The following is a 24,319-nucleotide window of genomic DNA, read 5'->3' as shown; positions in this document are numbered from 1 at the left end:
TACTCCCCCAGAGTTGTCGTGGTGTGGGCGTTCAGCGGGTCAGCACGTGGCTGTCGCCGGGGCGGTGGTCTCGGGAACGCCGCAGGTCAGCGGCGACGAAGGTGCGCTGGAGCCAGCGGTCCCGGCCGTCGTAGCGCGGGCGGAACAGCGAGCGGCCGTGCACGGTGACGCGGTTGTCGACCACGGCCAGGTCGCCTGGGACGAGCCGGGCCGAGCGCGTGGTCGTGGCGAAGGCTTCGCGCAGCCGGGCTAGCGCGGCCTCGGCCTGCTCGGTCAGCGCGGTGGTCGCGGCGAGGTCCACGCGCAGGTCGGGGTCCTCGGGCGAGCCGTGCAGCACCGCGTGCGGTTCGGAGCCGTCGCCACCGCCGAAGGAGGGCGGGGGCGCGGTCAGGAACTCCGGACTGGAGAGGATCTTGGTGGTGTCCTCGTCGAGCAGGGGCAGGGTTTCGCGGACCGACGCGGTGCTCAGCCCGGCAACGCGGTCGTGGTCGGCGCGCAGGCACAGCAGCATGAGGTGGTCGGGCCGGTGCTGGTGGAAGGCGTTCTCGCTGTGGAAGCTCAGCATCGCCGAGCCCGTGTTGCCCTGCACGTGCTCGTGGCCGGGCACGGGGACGACGTCCTGCACGAGCGCGCCGGACTTCTCGGCGGCGTAGGCGATCGGGTCGCCGAGCCCGCAGGCCACCAGCACGAGCAACGCGGCGGGCACGGTGGTGGTGCGCTGCACCGATCCCGCGACGGACGGGGTGTCGGGGATCTCGGCCTCCCGCACGGGGAGGTTGCGCACGAGCAGCGAGCCCTGCGGGCCGGAGTGCCTGCGGTAGCGCCGGATTCCTTGGCGCAGCGCGAGCGGCGCGCGTTCCCATGCCTCGCGGACCCGCTCCACCCAGGCGCCGTCGACGTCGCCGCCGTCGGCCAGTTCGCGGGCGAGGCCGTCCAGGGCGGAGCGGTCCTCGGCGCTGAGGGTCAGTGCGCTCATCTGTTCTGCCCGTCCATCGCCTCGATCAGGCTCTTCGGCCGCATGTCCGTCCAGTTCTGCTCGATGTGGTCCAGGCACGCCTGACGCGTGGTGTCAGCCAGCACGACGCGCCAGCCCTCGGGCACGTCGGCGAAAGTCGGCCACAGCGAGTGCTGGTTCTCGTCGTTGACCAGCACGTGGTAGGTGCCGTTCTCGTCCTCGAACGGGTTCGTCATTTCTTCTCCTTGTCATCGGCCGAGTTCAGGGCCTCGGCCAGGATCGGTCCGTACTCCGCGACGGCTTCGGGGCGGAGCAGGTCACGGTGCGCGGCGTTCACCGGGTGCTGCCGGACATGACCGTCCACATAGGACTCCCATGCGCCGGTCTGTTCGTCGCTCTCCGTCGCGGAGAACAGCAGCACCTCGCCGCGGAAGACTCCGGGCACGAACTCCTGCTGCAGGTCGGAGTTGTGCGCGAAGCCGGTGACGAGGTTGGCCAGCGAGTTCTCCTCCAGCAGCAGGTCGACCAGCTGGCCACCACCGCCGCGCAGAGCCGCCAACGCCTCTTCGGTGTCCTCAGTGGACACATCGCTCTCGCCGAGGTCGTCGAGCAGCATGCGCAGCACTTCGCGCCGACCGGGCCTGGGCACGCTGCCTCGGTCCTCCTCCGGCGTGGGCGCGGAGTCGAGCAGGGCCAGCACGCCCACGTGCCCGCCCTCGCTCTGCACCAACGTGGCGATGGCGTGGGCGACGAGACCGCCGAAGGACCAGCCGAGCAGGTGGTACGGCCCCTCGGGCTGCACCTCGCGGATGCGCTCCAGGTAGTCGGCGGCCATCTCCTCGATGCTCGCGGGGAGTGCGTCCGGTCCCGCGAGCGCTCGCGCCTGCACTCCGTACACCGGCGTGTCGTGGCCGACGTGGCGCAGCAGGCTCGCGTAGGACCAGCTGATCCCACCGGCGGCGTGGACGCAGAACAGCGCGGGCCGATTTCCCTTGGCGCGCAGGGGCACGAGCACGTCCATCGCGGAGTCGACGGTGTTCGCCTCCAGCCTGCGAGCGAGCGCGTCGACGGTCCCCGACTCGAAGACCGCGCGGATGGGCAGCTCCACGCCGAAGACCGCGCGCACCCGTGTCACCAGCCGGTTGGCCAGCAGCGAGTGACCGCCGAGGTCGAAGAAGTTGTCCTCGACGCCGTTGACCGCCACACCGAGCACCTCGGAGAACAGCTGTGCCAGCAGCTCCTCCGTCGGCGTGCGCGGACGCCGTGACACGGTCGTGAAGTCCGGCTCCGGCAGTGCCCTCCTGTCGACCTTCCCGTTGGGCGTCAACGGAATCTCATCCAGCACCACCACCGCCGACGGCACCATGTACTCCGGCAACCGCCCCCCGACGAATCCCCGCACCTCCTCCGCCAACGGCCGATTTGGTGCGTTGGGAGCCCTGAACGACCCGTTCGGTGCGTCTAACGCACTGAACGGGTCGTTCAGCGCGTCAGACGCACCGAAGGAGGCGTTGATCTTGGGGGTCACGTAGGCGAGGAGGCGGTTCTCGCGGAGGATGACCACGGCCTGCGACACGCCCGGGTGGGCGGTCAGAGCGTGTTCGACCTCGCCGAGTTCCACGCGGAAGCCGCGGACCTTGACCTGGTCGTCGTCGCGGCGCAGGAACTCCAGCTGGCCGTCGCGGCGCCAGCGCACGATGTCGCCGGTGCGGTACATCCGGTCGCCGGAGGGCGAGGCGACGAAGCGTTGTGCGGTGAGCGCCGGTCGGCCGAGGTAGCCGCGCGCGACTCCTGCTCCGCCGATGTACAGCTCTCCTTCCGCCCCAACGGGTACGGGTCTCAGCCAACGGTCGAGCACGTGCACGGTGGTGTTCCACCCCGGCGTCCCGATCGGCGCCGCCCCCGACAGCGGCCCGCTCATCGTGGCGCACACCGTCGCTTCGGTCGGCCCGTAGGCGTTGAGCAGCGCGCGCCCGGGAGCCCACCTGCCGACCAGCTCGGGCGTGCACGCCTCACCGCCGGTGACGATCGTGGTGCCCGCGCCGATGCCGCCCTCCGGCACGGCGGCCAGCGAGCTTGCCGCCATCATCACGTGCGTGATGCTTTGTCCGGCAACGGTTGTGATGAGCGGAGCACCGGGGAGGAGCCGTTCAGCGGGTGCCATGACGAGCGTCGCGCCCGCGCCGAGGGTCATGCACATGTCGGCGATCGAGACGTCGAAGCTCAGCGCGGAGAACTGGAGCACCCTGCTGTCCGCGCTCAGTCCGAGCCGCTCGACGTGCGTGCCGACCATGCTCGTCAAGCCGGAGTGCGCCACCACCACCGGCTTCGGCCGCCCGGTCGAGCCGGAGGTGTAGATCGCGTACGCCGCGCTCGCAGGGTGCGGCGCCGCCGGTAGCTCGACGCCGCACTCCGCCTGCGAGTCGACCAGCAGTGTCGGCAGGTCGAGCGGCGCGCTTGCGGTGGTGGCCAACGCGAGCACCGGGGCGGAGTCGACGAGCAGGAAGGCCACGCGCTCCTCCGGCTGGCCGACATCGACGTGCAGGTACACGGCCCCGGCCTTGAGCACGGCCAGGAACGCGATCACCGCTTCTTCCGACTTCGGGATGACCGAGACGACGCACTGCTCCGCTCCGATGCCGCGTTCGACGATGCGCCGGGCGAGTTCGTCGGAGCGGGCGTCCAGCTCCGCGTAGGTCAGCTCCTCCTCGCCGACGACCGCGACCGCGTTGGGAGTGCTCGCGGCCTGGGCTCGGAACAGCTCCGGGAACGTGGCGTGGTCGAGGTCGCGCGCGGTGTCGTTCCACTCGGCGACCGCGTCCACGAAACCGAGTGCTGACAGACGTTTCCCGTCGTCGCTCACCGCTGCGGCCAGCACGTGTTCCAGTTGGTCGAGCAGCCGCTTGGCGACGTCGCGGGCGATCACGTCGGCGCGGAACTCCAGCCGCAGGCTCACGCGCTTTCCGGGCGCGATCGCCAGGCCCAGCGGGTAGTGCGGCGCGTCGTGGCCGATGACCTCGGTGACGCTCAGCTCGCCGGTCCCACCGACGGTGGCCTCGTCGAGCGGGTAGTTCTCGAAGACCACCACGGAGTCAAACAGCTCGGAGTGTCCGGCGACCCGGTGGATGTCCGGCAGGCCGAGGTACTGGTGGTCGAGCACGCGGGCCTGACTGTCCTGCACGGCGTCGATCAGCTCGGCCAGCGTGGCGTCCGGGCGCAGCCGCACCCGTGCGGGGATGGTGTTGATGAACAGGCCCACCATGCTTTCCACTCCGGCAAGCTCTGCCGGGCGGCCGGAGACGGTCACGCCGAACACCACGTCCTCGCGCCCGGCCAAACCGCCGAGCACCACCGCCCACGCCGCATGGACGACGCTGTTGACCGTCACGCCGCGCCGCCGCGCCAGTGCGCCGATGGCTTCGGTGATCGGCTCTGGCAGCTCGCGGACGGCCTGTGCGCGCGTGCCGTTGGGCCGCGCGGACCTGCCGACGAGTGTGGGACCGTCGAGCCCGGCCAGCTCAGCGCGCCAGACCTCCTCGGTGACAGCTCTGTCCTGTGTGGACAACCAGGCCAGGTGATCGCGGTAAGGCGTGGCTCTTGGCAGCTCTTCGCCTTGGTAGAGCTGGAAGAGCTCGCTCAGCAGGACCGGCATCGACCAGCCGTCGAGCAGAATGTGGTGGTTGGTCAGCACGAACACGTGCTCGTCGTCGGCGAGCCGCGCCAGGGTGCAACGCAGCAGCGGCGCGGTGGCCGGGACGAACGCGGTGTGGCGGTCGCGGTCGAGGACGTCCTCCAGCTCAGCCTCGCGCAGCACGTCGGGCAGGTCTTCGAGGTCGACGTCCTCCCACGGCACGACGGTGTCCCGCAGCGCGACCTGCACGGGGCGCTCGCCGTCGGCCGCCCAGAACGCGACGCCGAGGTTCGGGTGCCGCCGCACGACCGCGTCCATCGCCCTCCGCAACGCCGTCGCCTCGACCGGGCCGGAGAGCCGCAGCGCGACCTGGACGAGGTAGTCGCCGCCCTGGTCCGCGTGGAAGAGCAGGCCCTCTTGCAAGGGGGACAGCGGAAGGATCTCCGTGACCCGGCCGGGGTAGGCCGCCTCGATCCGCTCGACACGTGCTTGGTCGAGTCCGGCGAGCGGCACGTCGGACGGGGTGAGCCCGCCGCCCCCGGTCGCGGTGATCTCGCGCAGCGCGTCGAACCACGCTTCGGCGAGCGCCCGGACATCGGCTTCGGTGACCGAGCCGCCCGGCCAGGACCAGTCGGCCACCAGGCGCGGCCCGTCGGCACGGTCCTCGGTCACCGCGTTGAGTTCGAGGACGTACTTCGACGGGATCTCGGAGTTGCCGTGCAGCGCGTCGCCCTCGCCGGACTGCGGCGTGAACCGGCCGAGGTAGTTGAAGGCCATGTCCACCGGCGCGTCGAGCTGCCGCGCGGTCTCGGGGTTGAGGTGGCGCAGGAGGCCGAAACCGAGCCCGTTGCCCGGCACGGCGCGGAGGTTCTCCTTGACCTGCTTGACAGTGCGGCCCACGTCGGCCGCTCCGGCTTCCAGCCGCACGGGGTGGACGCTGGTGAACCAGCCGACGGTCCTGGTCAGGTCGACGCCGGGCACCGCGCGCTCGTGGCGGCCGTGGCCCTCCACGTCGACGAGCGTCGGGCCGGAGCCGCGCGTGCGCTCCAACGCGATGGCCAGCCCGGCGAGCAACACCTCCTGCACACCCGCGTGGAAAGCGGCCGGGACAGCCCCGAGCAGCGGTTCAGTGTCCTCCGTGGACAGTGTGATGCGCAGTGCGCCACCGTCGCTCGACCTGTCCGATCGCAGCGGCACCGCGCCGTCGAGCAGGCGCCTCCACGTGTCCAGCTCGGCGAGCCGTTCGGGACTGGTGGCCTGCTCGGCGAGGCGCGTGGCCCAGCTGCGGAAGGACGTGCCGATCGGAGGGAGCTCGGTGGTGCCCGCGCACGCGGCCTTGAGGTCCGGCACGAGAATCCGCCACGAAACGCCGTCAACGGCGAGGTGGTTGATCACCCACAGCAGGCGGTGCTCCTCCTCGAACCACACCGCCTGCCACAGCACTCCGGCCGCAACGTCGAGCCGGTCCCGGGCGGCGGCGAACTCCGCATCCGGATCGCTGTTCGCCCTGGTCAGGTACACCTCACCGGTCGGAGCCGGGATGGTGATCCTCGAACCGTCCACGCGCATGCGCAGGGCGTCGTGGTGGCAGGCGACCACGCGCAGCGCGGCGGCAACGGTGTCGAAGTCGACGCCCGGCAGGTCCACGGCCATGGCCTGGCAGAAGGTGTCGATGGGCGCACCCGTGCCCTGGAGCCACGCGATGATCGGCGTCGCGGGCACGTCGCCGACCCCACTGTCCTCAACGGAGTGCTGGGGCGCGGTGGTCGCGATCACCGCGAGGGCGGCGACCGTCTTGTGCTGGAAGACATCACGCGGTGCGAGGTAGAGCCCGGCGGAGCGCGCGCGGCTGACGAGCTGGATGGAGGAGATGGAGTCCCCGCCCAGGTCGAAGAACCCGTCGTCGACGCCGACCTCGCCGAGCCCGAGCACCTCGGCGAACAGTCCGCACAGGACAGTCTCCGTCGCCGTGCGCGGCCCGCGCGAGGACGACTCGAACACTGGATCGGGAAGCGCCGCCCGGTCGAGCTTTCCGTTCGGCGTCAAGGGCAACTCGTCGAGCGTGACGATCGCACCCGGCACCAGGTACTCCGGCAGCCGCTTCGTCAGCCGCTCGCTGAGGTCGGCGGGCGCGTCGACCACGTAGGCCACGATCATGCGCTCGCGGACAGCGACCGCCGCCTGCCGAGCGCCTGCGTCCAGCAGCGCGGCCTCGACCTCGCCGGGCTCGACGCGGAACCCGCGCACCTTGAGCTGCTGGTCAGCGCGCCCGACGAATTCCAGCTGGCCGCCGTAGTTCCACCGCACCACATCGCCGGTCCGATACATCCGCCCACCGAACGGGCACGCGAGGAAGCGTTCGGCGGTCAGCCCGGGACGGCCGAGGTAGCCGCGTGCCACGCCGGCTCCGGCGACGTACAACTCCCCCGTCACGCCAACGGGAACGGGCCGGAGGTAGGCGTCGAGCACGTAGACCGAGGTGTTCCACACCGGCGTGCCGATCGGCGGCGCCTCACCGGGAACGAGGTCGGCGCTCAGGGTCGCGCAGATCGTGATCTCCGTCGGCCCGTACGCGTTCACCATCCGCCGACCGGGAACCCAGCGCCGCACCAACTCCGGCGGGCAGGCCTCCGCGCCGACGACCAGCGTGGAGAACTCCGGCAGATCAGTCTCGGGCACCGTGGCGAGCAGCGTCGGCGGGATGAGCGCGTGCGTGATCTTCTCCTCCCGCAGCACCTCCGCCAGCGGTTTCTCCGGCTCGGGCACGACGAGCGTGGCCCCAGTCAGCAGCGCCATGAGCGTTTCCATCACCGCCGCGTCGAAGCTCGGCGACGCCAGGCGGAGCACTCGGCTCCCCTCGCCGAGGCCGAGCCGTTCCGCCTGCGCACCGGCCAGGCTCGCGACGCCTTGGTGGGACACGACAACACCCTTGGGCTTACCGGTCGAGCCGGATGTGTAGATCACGTAGGCGGAGTTCGCCAGCTCCGGCGCGATGGGCTCAACGGAGGCGTTCTCGGCCAGCATCGTCGCGATGTCGGTGGAGTTCAGCGTGATCAGCGGTGAGGCGTCGTCGAGCATCATCCGGACGCGATCGTCCGGATAGGACGGATCGATCGGCAGGTGAGCGCCACCGGCCTTGAGCACGGCCAGGAACGCGATCGTCGCTTCAACCGATCGCTCCAGCGCGACGGCGACAACCTCTTCCGGTCCTACGCCGCGCGAGGCCAGGACTGACGCGAGGTGGTTGGCGCGCTCGTCCAGCTCGCGGTAGGTCAGCTCGCCGACCGCGAGCGCATCGGGCGTGCGGGCGGCCTGGGCTTCGAACAGCTCGGGCAGGGTCGCGCCGGGAACCGGAGTCGTGGTGGCGTTCCAGTCGTGCACGAGGCGTTCGCGCTCGACGGCGGGCGTCAGGTCGATCACGGCCACCGAGCGCTCCGGGTCGGCCAGGACCGTCCGCACCACCGAGGTCAGCTGCTCGACGATGCGCTCCACCGAAGCGCGGTCGAACAGATCGGTGCGGTACTCCACCGCGCCTGCCATGCCCTCGCCGTGCTCAGTGACCACAAAGGACAGATCGAACTTCGCGACGCCGGTCGTTCCGGGCAGCTCCGACACCGTCAGCCCGGGAAGCTCCAGCTCCGGCGTCGCGAGGTTCTGCAGGGCCAGCACGACCTGCACCAGCGGCTGGTGCGCCAGGGAACGCGCCGGACGGAGCTGGTCGACTAGGTGCTCGAACGGCACGTCCTGGTGGGCGTAGGCGTCGAGGTTGCTCTCGCGAACCCGCTCGACGACCTCCGCGAAGGACGGCGCCCCGGACAGATCCGTTCGCAGCACCAAGGTGTTCACGAAGAATCCGACGAGGTCGTCGAGCGCTTCGTCGGCACGCCCGGCGATCGGGGTGCCGAGCGCGATGTCGGTGCCCGCACCGAGGCCGCTCAACGTCACCGCGAGCGCGGCCTGCACGACCATGAACACGCTCGCGTCGCACTCGCGGGCCAGCTCGGCGATTCCTTCGCACAGCCCCGCGTCCCAGTCGAACCGCACCTCGTCACCGGCGTAGGACGCCACCGCGGGGTAGGGCCGGTCGGTCGGCAGCTCGATGCGCTCGGGCAGTCCGTCCAAGGTGGACCGCCAGTGGGCGAGCTCGCCGTCGATCGGGTTCTCGCGCTGCCACAGCGCGTAGTCCGCGTACTGCACGGGCAGCGGGCGCCACGACGGGGCTTCGCCCTCGACGCGAGCGGCGTAGGCCGTGGCGAGGTCGTCGGCGAGCGGCCGCATCGACCAGCCGTCGCCCGCGATGTGGTGCAGCACGATCACGAGAACGTGCTCGCCGTCGCGGCGGAACAGCTCTGCCAGGATCGGGATCTCCGTCGCGAGGTCGAAGGCGTGCGTGAAGCTCTCCGTCGGGTCGGCGTCCTCGATGACGGGGAGGTCGATCACGACCTCGTTCAGGATGCGCTGGCGGGCACGACCGTCGACATCGGGGAAGATCGTGCGCAGTGCCTCGTGCCGGTTCACCACGTCGTGGAGCGCCGCGCGCAGGGCTTCCACGTCGAGGTCGCCGACCAGGCGCAGCGCGATCGGGATGTTGTAGGTCGCTGACGGGCCTTCGAGCTTGTGCAGGAACCACAACCGTTGCTGCGCGTGGGAAAGCGGGATCACCTCGGGACGAGGCACGGCGGTGATCGGCGGGCGGGCCGCTCCGGCGTCGTACACCGAGCGCGCGAGCGAGGCCACGGTGGGCGCGTCGAAGAGCGCGCGGATCGGCAGCTCCACGTCCAGCGCCGAGCGGATGCGGCTCACCAGGCGCGTCGCGAGCAGGGAATGGCCGCCCAGTGCGAAGAACCCGTCGTCGATGCCGACCTCGTCCGCTCCGAGCACTTCGGCGAACAGTCCACACAGGACGGTCTCGACCGGAGTCCTCGGCGCACGGCTCGCTCCGGACATCCCCGGTAGCGCGACGGTGTCGAGCTTTCCGTTGGGCGTGAACGGGATCTCGTCGAGCGTGACGACCGCGGGCACCATGTGCGCGGGCAGGCGCCGCGCGGCGAACGCACGCACGGCGGCCGAGGTAGCGCTGCCGGTCACGTAGCCGATGAGGCTGTCATCCCGCACGATCACCACGGCGTGCTCAACACCGGGGCAGGCCGTGAGCGCGGCTTCGACCTCACCGGGCTCGACGCGGAAGCCTCGCACCTTGACCTGCTGGTCAGCCCGGCCGACGAACTCCAGCTCCCCCTCGGTGTTCCACCGCGCCAGGTCACCGGTGCGGTACATCCGCCCGCCACCCGGGCAAGCCACGAAGCGCTCAGCGGTCAGCCCTGGTCGGCCCAGGTAGCCGCGCGCCACCCCGGCTCCGCTGACGTACAGCTCCCCGGTGACTCCGGTGGGTACCGGGCGCAGCCACGAATCGAGCACGTGCACGGTGGTTCCCCACACCGGCGTGCCGATCGGTGGGGTGCCAACGGGGGCGAGGTCGGCGCTCATGGTCGCGCAGATCGTGATCTCCGTCGGCCCGTACGCGTTCACCATCCGCCGTCCCGGAGCCCAACGCCGCACCAGCTCCGCCGAACAGGCCTCGCCACCGACGACGAGCGTGCCGAGCTCCGTTTCGGGCACGCTGGCGAGCAGCGTCGGCGGGATCAACGCGTGCGTGATCATGTTGCGCCGCAGGAACTCCGCCAGCTCGGCGCCAGCGACCGCGCCGGGCGCCGGAATCACCAGCGCGCCGCCGGTGACCAGTGCCATCAGGGTTTCCATGACGGCCGCGTCGAAGCTCGAGGACGCCAGCTGCGCCACGCGCGAGCCAGGTCCGAGCCCCAGTCGCTCAGCCTGCGCACCGGCCAGGCTCGCGATCCCGGTGTGCGGAACCACAACGCCCTTCGGCGTGCCGGTCGAGCCCGACGTGTAGATCACGTAGGCGGGTAGCGCGGGGTCGACCTCGGCGAGATCTCGCGGGTCGGCGTCGGCGCTGACGGAGTCGACGACCAGTGCGGGCCGAGCGTCCTCGATCAGGAAACGGATGCGCTCAGCCGGGTATGACGGATCGACCGGCAGGTAGGCGGCACCGGCTTTCATGATCGCCAGCAACGCGATGATCGAGTCCGTCGAGCGCGGCAGCGTCACCGCGACCACGGACTCCGGCCCTGCGCCGCGCGCGACGAGGGCTCGGGCGAAGCCGTTGGCGCGTGCGTTCAGCTCCGCGTAGGTGATCTCCTCGGTCTCGGAGATCAGCGCCACCGCATCGGGTGTGCGCGCGGCTTGTTCCTGGAACAGCGCGGGCAGCGACACCGGAGTTCGCGCAGGACGGGCGTCCGGAGCGCTGTGCTCAGCCACGCGCATCGCGATCAGCGGTGAGTTCGGGGCCGTGACAGCGTCCCGGATCAGCTGGTGCAGCTGGTCGAGAACCCGGTGCACGAAGGCGGGTTCGAGCAGTTCGGCGCGGAACTGGACGCGAAGCCCCAGCTCCGGTCCCGGCATGATCGCCAGGCTCAACGGGTAGTGCGGCGCGTCCGTGCCGTAGGACTCCACGACCTGGAGTTCGCTGTTCTCACCGCCGGAGCCGAGCGGGTAGTTCTCGAACACCACGACGGTGTCGAACAACTCGCTCTGCCCAGCGGCGCGCTGGATGTCGCTCAGGCCGAGGTAGTCGTGGTCCAGCAGAGCTGTCCGTGCATCGTGGACAGTGCTCATCAGCTCGGAGACCGTGGTCCCCGGGCGCAGTCCGACCCGCACCGGCACGGTGTTGATGAACAGCCCGACCATCGTCTCCACGCCGGGCAACTGCGGAGGGCGACCGGAAACCACGGTGCCGAACACGACGTCATCGCGGCCGGTCAGCGCGCCGAGCAGCACCGACCACACGGCCTGCACCGCGCTGTTCAGCGTCACGCCGTTGCGACGGGCGAGTGCGGTCAAGCCTTCGGTCAGCTCGGCGGAGAGGTCGACGCCCAGCTCCGCGCGCACGGGCTCGCCGGACTTCGCGGGTGCGAGCAGCGTCGGTCCGTCGACTCCGGACAGTTCGGCCCGCCAAGCGGCTTCGGTGGCGGAGCGGTCCTGGCGCGCGATCCACTCCAGGAAGTTCCGGTAGGGCGTGACGCGCGGCGGCTGTTCTCCTTGGTACAGCAGGAAGAGATCGTTGAGCAGGACGGGCATCGACCAGCCGTCCATGAGGATGTGGTGGTTGGTCAGCACGAACACGTGCTCGTTCGCCTCGACCCGCACCAGGGTGCAGCGCAGCAGCGGAGGCTCGGTCGGGTCGAAGCGCCGGTGCTTGTCCGCGCGCAGGATCTCCGCGAGGTCCGCCGCGCCGTCGTGGAACTGCCACGGCACTTCGACCTCGCGCGGGATGACCTGCACGGGCTCGTCGACCCCCTCGGTCCAGAACGCCGCGCCGAGGTTGGGGTGTCGGCGCAGCAGCGCGCCCATGGCGGTGCGGAGCCGGTCGGCATCGAGCGGGCCGCGCAGTCTCAGCACGACCTGCACCACGTACTCGTCCGAGGCTCCGTCCTCGAACATCGCGTGGAACAGCAGTCCCTCCTGCAACGGCGAGACTGGCAGCACCTCGACGATCTCTGACTGCGTCATCGCCGCTTCCTCCACTTCGACTGGAGCTTGTCGATCTGTTTCTGGTTGAGCCCGACCAACGGGAGGTCCGACGGCGTGAAGCCACCCGCGTCCGGGGCGGCGCTGTGCTCGGTGATCTCGCGCAACGCGGCGAACCACGCGTCGGCGAGCGCTTCGACGTCGGCCCTGGTGAGCCCGCCGTCGTGCCAGGCCCAGTCCGCGACCAGGCGGGGGCCGTCCTCGGTGTCCTCGGTAGTGGCGTTGAGCTCGATCGGGTGCGAACCGGGCGCACTGCCCCCGCCTTCGCCGTCCACTGTGGACACCGGCTCCCACGCCCGGTCGGCGCTGGTCGTCGCGCGGAACCGGCCGAGGTAGTTGAAGCCGATCTGCGGTTCGGGCAGCGCGGCCAGCTCGGCCGAGGTCTCGGGGTTGAGGTGGCGCAGCAGCCCGTGGCCGAGGCCGTGGTCGGGCACCGCGCGCAGGTCCTCCTTGACCTGCTTCACCACGGCGGCGGCATTGCCGGAAGAGGCGTCAAGGCGGACGGGGTGAACGCTGGTGAACCACCCGACGGTCCTGGTCAGATCCGTTCCGGCGATGAGGTCCTCGTGCCGCCCGTGGCTCTCCAGGTCGACGAGCACCACGTCGTTGCCGCGCCACCGCCGCACCGCCAGTGCCAAACCCGCGAGCAGCACGTCCTGCACTCCCGCGTGGAACACCCCGGGAACCCTGCCCAGCAACGGTTCGGTGTCCTTGGCGGGTAGCACCAGGCGCAGCGATCCCGCCTCGGCCTCGGTGCTCGGCAGCAGCTGCGGCACATCGGCGAGCAACCGCCGCCACGTCACGATCTCATCCGTGCGGTTGTTCGCTTCCTCGGCGAGCAGGTGCGCCCACCGCCGGAAGGACGTGCCGACCGGGTCAAGCTCGTCGCCTTGCCACGCGGCTTGCAGGTCCGGCAACAGGATTCGCCACGAGACACCGTCCACCGCGAGGTGGTGGATCACCCACAGCAGCCGGTTCTCCCGCTCGAACCACACCGCCTGCCACATCACGCCCGACCACGGGTCAAGCCGTCCGCGCGCCTTCTCCACCTCCGCCGCGACGTCCTCGGTGGCCCGGCTCAGGTGCACGAGTCCTTCCGCCAGAACTTCGAGCGTGGCGCCGTCGAGCCGCATCCGCAGCGCGTCGTGCCGTCCGACCACTATGGACAGTGCGCGCTCCAGCCCGGCGAAGTCCGCGCCGTCCGGCAGGCCGATCAGCACCTCCTGCGAGAAGTCCGCGACCTCGTCGGTGGTGAACAGCCACCGCATGACCGGCGTCGCGGGGAACTCGCCGACCCCGTCGTCAGCCACAACGTCCACAGTGGACTTCGCGATGGCGGCGATCCCCGCGACCGTCTTGTGCACGAACACATCGCGCGGCGTGAACGCCACGCCCGCCGCGCGCGCCCGGCTCACGAGCTGGATCGAGGAGATCGAGTCCCCGCCCAGGTCGAAGAACCCGTCGTCCGCGCCCACGTCCGCGACGCCGAGCACCTCCGCGAACAGCCCGCACAGAACGGTCTCGACCGCGGTCTCCGCCGCCCGCGAGGACACCGACTCCAACACCGGCTCCGGCAGCGCCCCCCGATCCACCTTCCCATTCCGCGTAACCGGAATCTCATCCAGCACCACAACAACCGACGGCACCATGTACTCCGGCAACCGCTCCGCCGAGGCCGCCTTCACACCCTCCGCCAACGGCCCCTTTGACGAGTTGAACGCACCAAACGACCCGTTCAGCGCGTCAGACGCGTCAAGGGAGGCGTTGATCTTCGGGACCACGTAGGCCACGAGGCGGTTCTCGCGGAGAACCACCACGGCCTGCGACACCGAGGGGTGAGAAGTCAGAGCGTGTTCCACCTCGCCCAACTCGATGCGGAAACCACGGAGCTTCACCTGGTCATCGGCGCGGCCAACGAACTCCAACTGGCCGGAACGGGTCCAGCGGACGACGTCGCCGGTGCGGTACATGCGGCCGCCGAACGGGGATGCGATGAAACGCGAAGCGGTCAGACCAGGGCGACAGAGATAGCCGCGTGCGAGGCCGGAGCCGGAGACGTACAGCTCGCCGGGCACTCCGACCGGGACGGGACGCAGCCACTGATCCAGCACGTAGACGGAGGTGTTCTCGACCGGCGTGCCGATCGGGACGACCGAGCCGACATCGGGCGTGCAGCGCCACAGCGTCACGTCGACCGTGGTCTCGGTCGGGCCGTAGGAGTTGAACAGCACACGATCCAGGGACCACGTGCGGACCAGCTCGGCAGACGCGGCCTCACCGGCGACGACGAGGGTCACACTGGGCGGAACCTCTGCGGGGTCGAGTGCGGCGAGCGCGGCCGGGGGCAGCGTCGCGTGCGTGATCCCGCGCTCGGCAAGGAACTCCGCGAGCGGCTGGCCGAGTCGGCGCTCGTCGGGGACGACGTCCAGGGTCGCGCCGGTGAGCAGCGCCATGCAGATCTCCCACATGGCGGTGTCGAAGCTGACGGAGGCGAACTGGAGCACACGGCTGCCCGGCCCCGCGCCGATGTCGCCCTTCAACAGCGCCGCGAGGCTGGCCACTCCGGCGTGGGTGACGAGCACTCCCTTCGGTGTACCGGTGGAGCCGGAGGTGTAGATCACGTACGCGCCCGAGCTGACCGGCACCGGGATTCCGGGGCTGTCAGCGGTTTCGATGGGCACGTCCTCAGCGGTGATCACGGCGGCCGGGGCGGCGTCGTCGAGCACGAAGCGCACGCGCTCCGCCGGGTATCCCGGATCGATCGGCAGGTAGACGCCTCCTGCCTTCATCACGCCGAGCATCGCCACGGCCAGTTCGATCGAGCGGTCCAGCCGCACCGCGACCACCGACTCCGGCCGGACTCCACGCTCCACCAACGACTTCGCGAGGCGGTTGGCCCGACCGTCCAGCTCGCGGTAGGTGAGCTGCCGTGCTCCGGAAGCGACGGCGACCGCGTCGGGCGTGCGCGCGGCCTGCGCCTCGAAAAGTGCGGGCAGCGTCGCCTCCGGCACGTCGGCACGCGTGTCGTTCCAGTCGACCAGCATCCGCTGCCGTTCTTCCGGCGCGAGCAGGCTCAGCGAGGCGACACGAACGGTCGGATCGGCGACGACGGCTTCGACGAGGCGGTGAAGGCTGTCGAGAATCCCTCGCACCAGCTCGTGGTCCAGCAGCTCCGACCGGTACTGGGCACCGATGCGCAGCCGCTCGCCCGGCAGCAGCGCCAGGCTCAGCGGGTAGTGCGGGGCGTCGGTGGCGTGCGCGTCGACGACCTCCAGGTCGCCGCTGGGCACGGACTCCGAGTCGATCGGGTAGTTCTCGAACACCATGACGGTGTCGAAGAGCTCGCTGTACCCGGCGATGCGGTGGATGTCGCTGAGGCCGAGGTGGTCGTGCCCCATGATCCTCGTCTGTCCACTATGGACACTGTCGACCAGTTCCGCCACGGTCATGTCCGGGCGCATCTCCACCCGCACGGGAACCGTGTTGATGAACAGGCCCACCATGGTTTCCACTCCGGCGAGCTGCGCGGGGCGCCCGGAGACGGTGATGCCGAACACGATGTCGTCGCGTCCGGTGAGCGCGCCGAGCAGGACCGACCACAGCGCCTGCACGTAACTGTTGAGCGTCACCCCCTGCTCCCGCACGCGGCGGGTCAGAGCGGCGGTCAGGTCCGCGGGCAACTCCAGCTGTGTCTCGGCTCGAACCGGCGTCCGCTCCCCCGCGTGCGGTGCGAGCAACGTCGGTCCGTCCACTCCGGACAGTTCAGCGCGCCAGACCGCGTCGGTGGCGGCGCGGTCCTGCCGCGAGATCCACTCCAGGAAGGTGCGGTAAGGCGCGACCGGGCGCAGCGCTTCGCCTTGGTAGAGAGCGAAGAGGTCGCCCATGAGCACCGGCATCGACCAGCCGTCCAGCAGGATGTGGTGGTTGGTCAGCACGAACACGTGCTCATCCACGTCGACCCGGACAAGGGTGCAGCGCAGCAGCGGAGGCCGGACCGGGTCGAAGGGGCGGTTCTGGTCGAGCTGGAGGAACTCGTCGATGTCCGTGTCACCGTCGAGGAACTCCCACGGCACCTCGACCTCGGCGGGCACCACCTGCACGGGCCGGTCGACGCCGTCGGTCCAGAACGCGGCGCCGACGTGCGGGTAGCGCCGCAGCAGCGCGTCGACGGCGCGTCGCAGCCGCGCGACGTCCAGTGCTCCGCGCAGCCGCACGACGAGCTGCACGACGTAGTCGCCGGACTCCGCGTACAGGGCGTGGAACAGCAGTCCCTCCTGCAACGGCGACACCGCCAGCACGTCGGCGACCTGCGGGAACGCCGCTTCGATGCGCTCGATCTGCCGTTGGTCGACGCGAGCGGACGGCACATCGGACGGGGTGAGCCCGCCCGTGCCCTCGGCGGTGATCCGGCGCAGCGCGGCGAACCACGCCTCGGCCAGCTCCGCGATGTCGTCCCGGCTCAGGGCGATCCCTCGCCACGACCAGGTGGCAACGAGCCTCGGACCGTTCACGGTGTCCTCGGTGAACGCGTTGAGCTCGATCGGGTTGCTCGTCGGAGCGTCGTCCGGCTCGACCTCGGTGTCAGTGACGGTGTCGGTTCTCGCGTCCGTCTCGAAGCGCCCGAGGTAGTTGAACGCGATGTCGGCCGAGGCCGTCAGCTCCGCCGCGGTCCCGGGGTTGAGGTGGCGCAGGAGCCCGTAGCCGAGCCCGTGATCGGGGATCGCGCGAAGATCTTCCTTGACCCGCTTGACGATCCGGCCCACATCGGGGTCCGACCCCACGTCGAGGCGGACCGGGTACACGTTCGTGAACCACCCGACGGTCCTGGTCAGGTCCGTTCCGGCGATGACGTCCTCGTGCCGCCCGTGGCTCTCCACCTCGACGAGCACCGCGCGGCGCACCGCCATCGCGAGGCCGGCGAGCAGCACGTCCTGCACCCCGGCGTGGAACCGGCCGGGCACCACGCCCAGCAGGGGCTCTGTGTCCTCGACCGGCAGAACCAGGCGCAGCGAGCCCGATTCGGTGCCGTTCATCCCCGGCAGCGGCTCGACGTCCTTGACGATCGCGCGCCACGTGTCCAGATCGGTGCGGCGCGGCGCCTCCTCAGCGAGCAGCCGCGCCCATCGCCGGAAGGACGTCCCCACCGGAGCGAGAGCTTCGCCCCGGCACGCGTCTTCCAAGTCCGGCAACAGGATTCGCCACGAGACACCGTCCACCGCGAGGTGGTGGATCACCCACAGCAGCCGGTTCTCCCGCTCGAACCACACCGCCTGCCACATCACGCCCGACCACGGGTCCAACCGGTCGCGCGCGGCGGCGAACTCCGTCTCGAAGTCGCTCGTCGCCGTGCTCAGGTGGACCGCACCCGGGCCGGACTCGACCCGCATCGCCCAACCGTCGAGCCGCAGGCGCAGCGCGTCGTGGTGCTCCGCGATCGTGCGCAGCCCCCGCGCGATATCGTCGTAGCCGATGTTATCTGGGAGGTCGACCACCATCTCCTGGGAGAACGTGCGGGCTTCCTCGGACGTGGCGGTCTCACGCAGCCATTCCGCGATCGGCGTCAGCGGCACCGGCCCGACGCCGTCGTCCTCGGCGACCGCGACGTCCACAGTGGACTTCGCGGCGGCGGCGAGGGCGGCGACGGTCTTGTGCACGAACACCTCGCGCGGTGTGATCACCACTCCGGCCGAGCGCGCGCGGCTGACGAGCTGGATCGAGGAGATCGAGTCCCCGCCCAGGTCGAAGAACCCGTCGTCGACGCCGACCTCCGGGACATTGAGCACATCGGCGAACAGTCCGCACAGGACGACCTCTGCCTCAGTACTCGGCGCCCGCGAGGAGGTCTCGAACACCGGCTCAGGCAGTGCCTTCCGGTCCACCTTCCCATTCCGCGTCAACGGAATCTCCTCAACCACCACCACAACCGACGGCACCATGTACTCCGGCAACCGCTCCCCCACAACCCCCCGCACGCTCTCCGCCAACGGCCCCTGTGACGAGTTGAACGCACCAAACGACCCGTTTGGTGCGTCTAACGCACTGAACGGGTCGTTCAGCGCGTCAGACGCGTCAAGAGAGGCGTTGATCTTCGGGACCACATAACCCACGAGGCGGTTCTCGCGCAGCACCACCACGGCCTGTGAAACGCCCGGGTGGGAGGCGATGGCGTGTTCCACCTCGCCAAGCTCGATACGGAAACCGCGCAGCTTGACCTGGTCGTCGGTACGGCCCAGGTAGTCCAGCTGGCCATCACGAGTCCACCGCACGAGGTCACCGGTGCGGTACATCCGCCCACCGAACGGCGAAGCGACAAAGCGTTGCGCGGTGAGGCCGGGCCGGTTCAGGTAGCCCCGGGCCAGCCCGGCGCCCGCGAGGTACAGCTCTCCCGGCACGCCAACGGGAACCGGCCTCAACGCCGTGTCCAGGACATGAGCCCGGGTGTTGCGCACGGGCGTGCCGATCAGCGGCCGATCGCCCTCGACGCGCGCCGTGGCCGCATCAACGGTGAACTCAGTCGGGCCGTAGAAGTTGTAGCCCACCGTCTGCGGAGCCGCCGCGAGCTGTCGCCACAGGGATTCGTGAACCGCTTCCCCACCAAGGAGCACAACACGCGGCTGGTGCTGAGGATTGCCGAGGAGCCCCGCCTCCACCACGTGCTGCGCGAAGGACGGCGTCAGGTCGAGCACGTCGACGCGGTGCTCGACCACGTACGCCGCCAAGGCGATCGGATCGCGCCGAACGTCGTCCTCGATCACGTGCAGGGAATGCCCGGCCACCATCAGCAGCGGGCCTTCCCACGACGTGTCGAAGGACAGCGAAGCCGTCAACGCGACCGCGACCGGCTCCTCCAACGCGAGCTCCGCCATGTGGTTGTGGAACAGGTTCACCAACGCGCGGTGATCGACCACGACGGCCTTGGGGCGACCGGTGGAGCCGGAGGTGTAGATCGCGTACGCACCGCCGTCCACATTGGACACAGCAGGGAGGTTGTCGGCGGACGTTCCCGCCGGGACCTCACGAACCACGATGTGCGGGCGAGCGTCCTCCAGGATGTACTCCACGCGCGAAGCCGGAAGATCCTGATCCAACGGGAGGTAGATCGCCCCGGCCTTGAGAATCGCCAGGATCGCGACAACGGAGTCCACCGAGCGCGGCAACGAGACGGCCACGATCCGCTCCGGCCCGGCACCGCGCGCGACCAGTTCCCGCGCGAAGTGGTTGGCCCGGCCGTTCAACTCGACGAAGGTCAACCGCTCACCACCGCAGACGACGGCGACGGCGTCCGGCGACGCGACGACCTGGTCCTCGAACAGCGACGGCAGGGACGCGGACGGAAACTCGGCGGGAGTTCCGGCCCACTCCACCAGCACGCGACGACGCTCCACCGGATCGAGCAGGTCAATGTCGGTGATCTTCATGGCGGGGTCGGCGAGCACCGCCGTCAGCACCCTGCCGAGCCGCGTGACGATGTCCTCGGCGGTGGCGTGCTCGAACACGTCGGTCCGGTACTCCAGCGAGCCCACCACGCCCGAGGCGTCCTCGGCGAGCACGAACGACAGGTCGAACTTGGCCGAGTCGGGCTGATCGGTGACGACCTCCACGTCCAGGCCCGGCAGCACCAGTTCCGGCGACGCGATGTCCTGCAACGAGATCATCACCTGGAACAGCGGGTTGTGCGCGAGCGAGCGCACCGGGCGGACCTCGTCGACGACCTGCTCGAACGGCACGTCCTGGTGCGCATAGGCCGCGAGGTCGGTCTCCCTGACCCGGCGCAGCAGCTCGGTGAACGACGGCCCGCCGGAGAGATCGGTCCGCAGCACCAAGGTGTTCACGAAGAAGCCGATGAGGCCGTCGAGCGCCTCGTCGGTGCGTCCCGCCGTCGGCGTGCCCAGCGCGATGTCCTCGCCCGCACCCATGCGGCTCAAGGTGGCCGCGACCGCCGCGTGCATGACCATGAACACGCTGACCCCGGCCTCGCGGGCGAGGTCGACGAGGCGTTCACGGACCTCCGGGCCCCACTCGAAGCGCACCGCACCGCTGTCGTAGGAAGCCTCGGCCGGGTATGGCCGATCGACGGGGAGTTCGATGCGCTCGGGCACTCCGTCCAAAGTGGACCGCCAGTGCTCGATCTGCTCGTCGATCGGGTTCTCCCGCTGCCACAGCGCATAGTCGGCGTACTGCACCGGCAACGGCTCCCACGGCGGCCGCTCTCCCGCGACGCGCGCGGCGTAGGCGGTGGTCATGCCCTCCGCGAGCGGCAGCATCGACCACGCGTCGCTGGCGATGTGGTGCAGGACGAGCACGAGCACGTGCTCATCGGCACCGGTCCGCAGCAGCTCCGCGCGGAACGGCGGCTCCGTCGCGAGGTCGAAGGCGTGCGCGCAGATTTCGGCGATGCGCTCGTCGCCGTCGAACACCGGCAGCTCAACCGTGACGTCGTCGAGAACGCGCTGCCTCGCCTGGCCGTCGACCTCCTGGAAGACCGTTCGGAGCGACTCGTGGCGGTCCACCACGTCTTGCAACGCATTTCGCAGCGCGGAGACGTCGAGCGCGCCCTTCAAGCGCAGCACGGTCGGCACGTTGTAGGCCGACGACGGGCCTTCGAGCTTGTACAGGAACCACAACCGCTGCTGCGCGAACGACAGGGGCAGCACCTCCGGGCGCGGCATCGGGACGAGCGCCGGGCGCGCGGTCCTGGCCTGCCCCACCACGCGGGCGAGATCGGCCACCGTCGGCGAGTCGAAGAGCGCGCGGATCGGCAGCTCGACCCCGAGCACCGACCTCACCCGGCTGACCAGGCGCGTCGCGAGCAGTGAATGGCCGCCGACGTCGAAGAACCCGTCGTCGACGCCCACGTCCGAGAGGTTGAGGACCTCCGCGAACAGACCGCACAGCACGTCCTCGACACCGCTCCGAGGACCTCGCGAGGATGTCTCGAACACCGGCTCCGGCAGTGCCTTCTTGTCGACCTTCCCATTCCGAGTAACCGGAATCTCATCCAGCACCACAACCACCGACGGCACCATGTACTCCGGCAACCGCTCCCCAACAAACCCCCGCACCACCTCCGCCAACGGCCCCTTTGACGAGTTGAACGCACCAAACGACCCGTTCAGCGCGTCAGACGCACCAAACGACCCGTTCAGGGAGTTAGACGCGTCAAAAGAGGCGTTGATCTTCGTGACCACATAGGCGACGAGGCGGTTCTCGCGCACCACCACCACGGCCTGTGAAACGCCCGGGTGAGAAGCGAGGGCGTGTTCTACCTCGCCAAGCTCGACGCGGAAGCCCCGGAGCTTGACCTGGTCGTCAGTGCGGCCGAGGTAGTCGAGCTGGCCGGAACGGGTCCACCGCGCCAGGTCGCCGGTGCGGTACATCCGCCCACCGAACGGGGAAGCGACGAAGCGCGACGCGGTCAGGCCGGGCTGGCCGAGGTAGCCGCGAGCGAGGCCAGCGCCCGCAAGGTACAGCTCTCCAGGTACACCAACAGGAACCGGCCTCAGCGCCGTGTCCAGGACGTAAGCCTGCGTATTGCGCACAGGCGTACCGATCAGCGGCCGATCACCCTCAACACGAGCCGTAGCAGCGTCAACGGTGAACTCAGTCGGGCCGTAGAAGTTGTAGCCCGCAGTCTGCGGAGCCGCCGCGAGCTGCCGCCACAACGACTCACCGACAGCCTCACCACCGAGCAGCACAACACGCGGCTGGTGCTGAGGATTGTCGAGAAGCCCAGCCTCCACCACGTGCTGCGCGAAAGAAGGGGTCAGGTCGAGCACATCAATGCGATGTTCGACCACGTACGCAGCCAAGGCCGCCGCATCGCGCCGGATGTCATCCTCGATCACGTGCAGGGAATGCCCGCCGACCATCAGCAGCGGGCCTTCCCACGACGTGTCGAACGACAACGAAGCCGACAACGCGACCGCGACCGGCTCCTCCAGCGCAAGCTCCGCCATGTGGTTGTGGAACAGATTCACCAACGCGCGGTGATCGACCACAACGGCCTTCGGACGACCGGTCGAGCCCGAGGTGTAAATCGCGTACGCACCACTGTCCACACTGGACACAGGAGCCAGGTTGTCCACGCACGAGCCAGCGGGAACCGCATCAACCACAACGTGCGGCCGGGCATCGGACAGGATGTGCTCCACACGCGAAGCCGGGAGATCCAGGTCAAGTGGGAGGTAGATCGCCCCGGCCTTCAACACCGCGAGGATCGCCACGATCGAATCCACCGAGCGCGGCAGCGACACCGCCACGACCCGCTCCGGCCCGGCACCACGCGAAACCAGCTCCCGCGCGAAGTGGTTGGCCCGACCGTTCAACTCGGCGAAGGTCAACCGCTCATCGCCGCACACCACGGCAATCGCATCCGGCGTCGCCGAGACCTGCGCCTCGAACAGCGACGGCATGGGCGCCGAGGGGAACTGGGCAGAAGCCCCGTTCCATTCCACCAGCAAGCGGCGACGCTCCGCCGGATCGAGCAGGTCCACCTCGCCCACTCGTGTCGCGGAATCGGCGAGCACCGCGCGGAGCACGGCTTCCAGGCGCTGCGCCAACGATTCCACTGTGACGCGGTCGAACAGGTCGGTGCGGTACTCGAAGGTGCCGGTCATCCCGGAGCCGTTCTCCGCGAGCACCAGCGACAGGTCGAACTTCGCACCGCCCGCGGGTCCGTCGACGGCTTCCACGGTCACACCCGGCAAGGCCAGGTCGGCGGCGGCGTTGTTCTGCATGGTCAGCATGACCTGGAACAACGGCTGGTGGGCCAGCGAACGAACCGGGTTCAGCTCCTCCACCAGGTACTCGAACGGAACGTCCTGGCGCGCGAAGGCTTCCAGATCGGCGTCACGCACACGCCGGACCAGGTCCACAAAGGACGGATTACCGGAGAGGTCAGTGCGCAGCACCAGGGTGTTCACGAAGAACCCGACGAGCTCGTCCAGCGCGCTGTCGGTGCGCCCGGCGACCGGGGTGCCGACGGCGACGTCCTCACCCGCACCCGAACGGCCCAGCACCACGGCGAATGCGGCCTGCACGACCATGAACGGACTCGCGCCGGTCTCCCTCGCGAGTGAAGCGATACCGTCCCGCAGTTCGGCATCCCAGCCGAAGCGCACCTCGGCTCCGTCGTAGGAAGCCACGGCGGGGTACGGCCGGTCGACCGGCAGCTCGATGCGCTCCGGCAGTCCGTCCAAAGTGGACCGCCAGAACCCGAGCTGTTCCGGCAGCACCGAGGCGAGCAGTTCCTGCTGCCACAACGCGTAGTCGGCGTACTGCACCGGCAGCGGAGCCCACGACGGTGCGGAGCCCTCCACGCGCGCGGTGTAGGCCGTCGCGACGTCGTCGGCGAGCGGGCGCAGTGACCAGCCATCACCCGCGATGTGGTGCAGGACAAGCACGAGCACGTGCTCGTCGTCGCTGGCCCGCACCAGTTCGGCGCGGATCGGCAGCTCGGTCGCGAGGTCGAACTCGTGCCGGAACACCTCGGCCACCCGCGATTCGGGGCTCTCCGTGACGACGACCGGCAACTCCACGACGACATCACTGAGCACCTGCTGACGCGGAGTGCCGTCAACATCAGGGAACGTCGTGCGCAGAGACTCGTGACGCGCAACGACATCGCCCAGCGCCGCGCGCAACGCATCATGATCGAGCGGCCCGGTCAAGCGCAGCGCGATCGGCACGTTGTACGTCGCCGACGGGCCCTCCAGCTTGTGCAGGAACCACAACCGCTGCTGCGCGAAGGACAACGGCACCACGTCAGGACGCGGACGAGCCGTCACCGAAGCACGACCACGCTGAGCAGACTCCACCACTCGCGCGACTCCGGCGACCGTCGGCGCGTCGAACACCGCGCGGATCGACACCTCCACGCCGAGCAGCGCGCGAACCCTGCTGACCAAGCGCGTCGCGAGCAGCGAATGCCCGCCCAGCGCGAAGAAGTCGTCGTCGATCCCGACTTCACCGAGCCCGAGAACATCGCTGAACAGTCCACACAGGACGGTCTCGGTCTCGTTCCTCGGCGCACGTCCGACAACATCGAACACCGGCGCAGGAAGCGCGGACCGATCGAGCTTTCCGCTGGTGTTCAACGGAATCGCATCCAACGACACGATCACCGACGG

General features: G+C 69.9%; 4 protein-coding genes. All 4 read right to left on the bottom strand.

Annotated features, from left to right (window positions below; genetic code table 11):
- Positions 1–31 precede the first annotated feature (31 nt).
- Positions 32–976, bottom strand: coding sequence for a TauD/TfdA family dioxygenase (locus ABD798_RS02030; RefSeq protein ID WP_344870722.1), 945 nt, complete (start codon positions 974–976; stop codon positions 32–34).
- Complete coding sequence (locus tag ABD798_RS02025) at positions 973–1,191, bottom strand: MbtH family protein (protein ID WP_344870721.1); 219 nt, start codon at positions 1,189–1,191, stop codon at positions 973–975. Before ABD798_RS02025 ends, ABD798_RS02030 begins: the two co-directional genes overlap by 4 nt.
- Positions 1,188–12,173 (bottom strand): amino acid adenylation domain-containing protein, encoded by a 10,986-nt coding sequence (locus ABD798_RS02020; RefSeq protein ID WP_344870720.1) that lies wholly within the window; start codon positions 12,171–12,173, stop codon positions 1,188–1,190. Before ABD798_RS02020 ends, ABD798_RS02025 begins: the two co-directional genes overlap by 4 nt.
- A partial coding sequence (locus ABD798_RS02015) for an amino acid adenylation domain-containing protein (RefSeq protein WP_425549150.1) occupies positions 12,170–24,319 on the bottom strand: 12,150 nt, incomplete at its 5' end. The genes ABD798_RS02015 and ABD798_RS02020, both read right to left, overlap by 4 nt.

This window comes from Allokutzneria multivorans (genome assembly GCF_039537405.1).
In the GTDB taxonomy this organism is placed as follows: Bacteria; Actinomycetota; Actinomycetes; order Mycobacteriales; family Pseudonocardiaceae; genus Allokutzneria; species Allokutzneria multivorans.
The sequence above is the reverse complement of the archived record's forward strand: the minus strand, read 5'-3'. Positions and strand labels throughout refer to the sequence as shown.

What these genes read in the sequence shown, in the direction of transcription:
- ABD798_RS02020 (WP_344870720.1), bottom strand. Translation starts at nt 12,173, where the DNA reads ATGACGCAGTCAGAGATCGTCGAGGTGCTGCCAGTCTCGCCGTTGCAG.
- ABD798_RS02030 (WP_344870722.1), bottom strand. Translation starts at nt 976, where the DNA reads ATGAGCGCACTGACCCTCAGCGCCGAGGACCGCTCCGCCCTGGACGGC.
- ABD798_RS02025 (WP_344870721.1), bottom strand. Translation starts at nt 1,191, where the DNA reads ATGACGAACCCGTTCGAGGACGAGAACGGCACCTACCACGTGCTGGTC.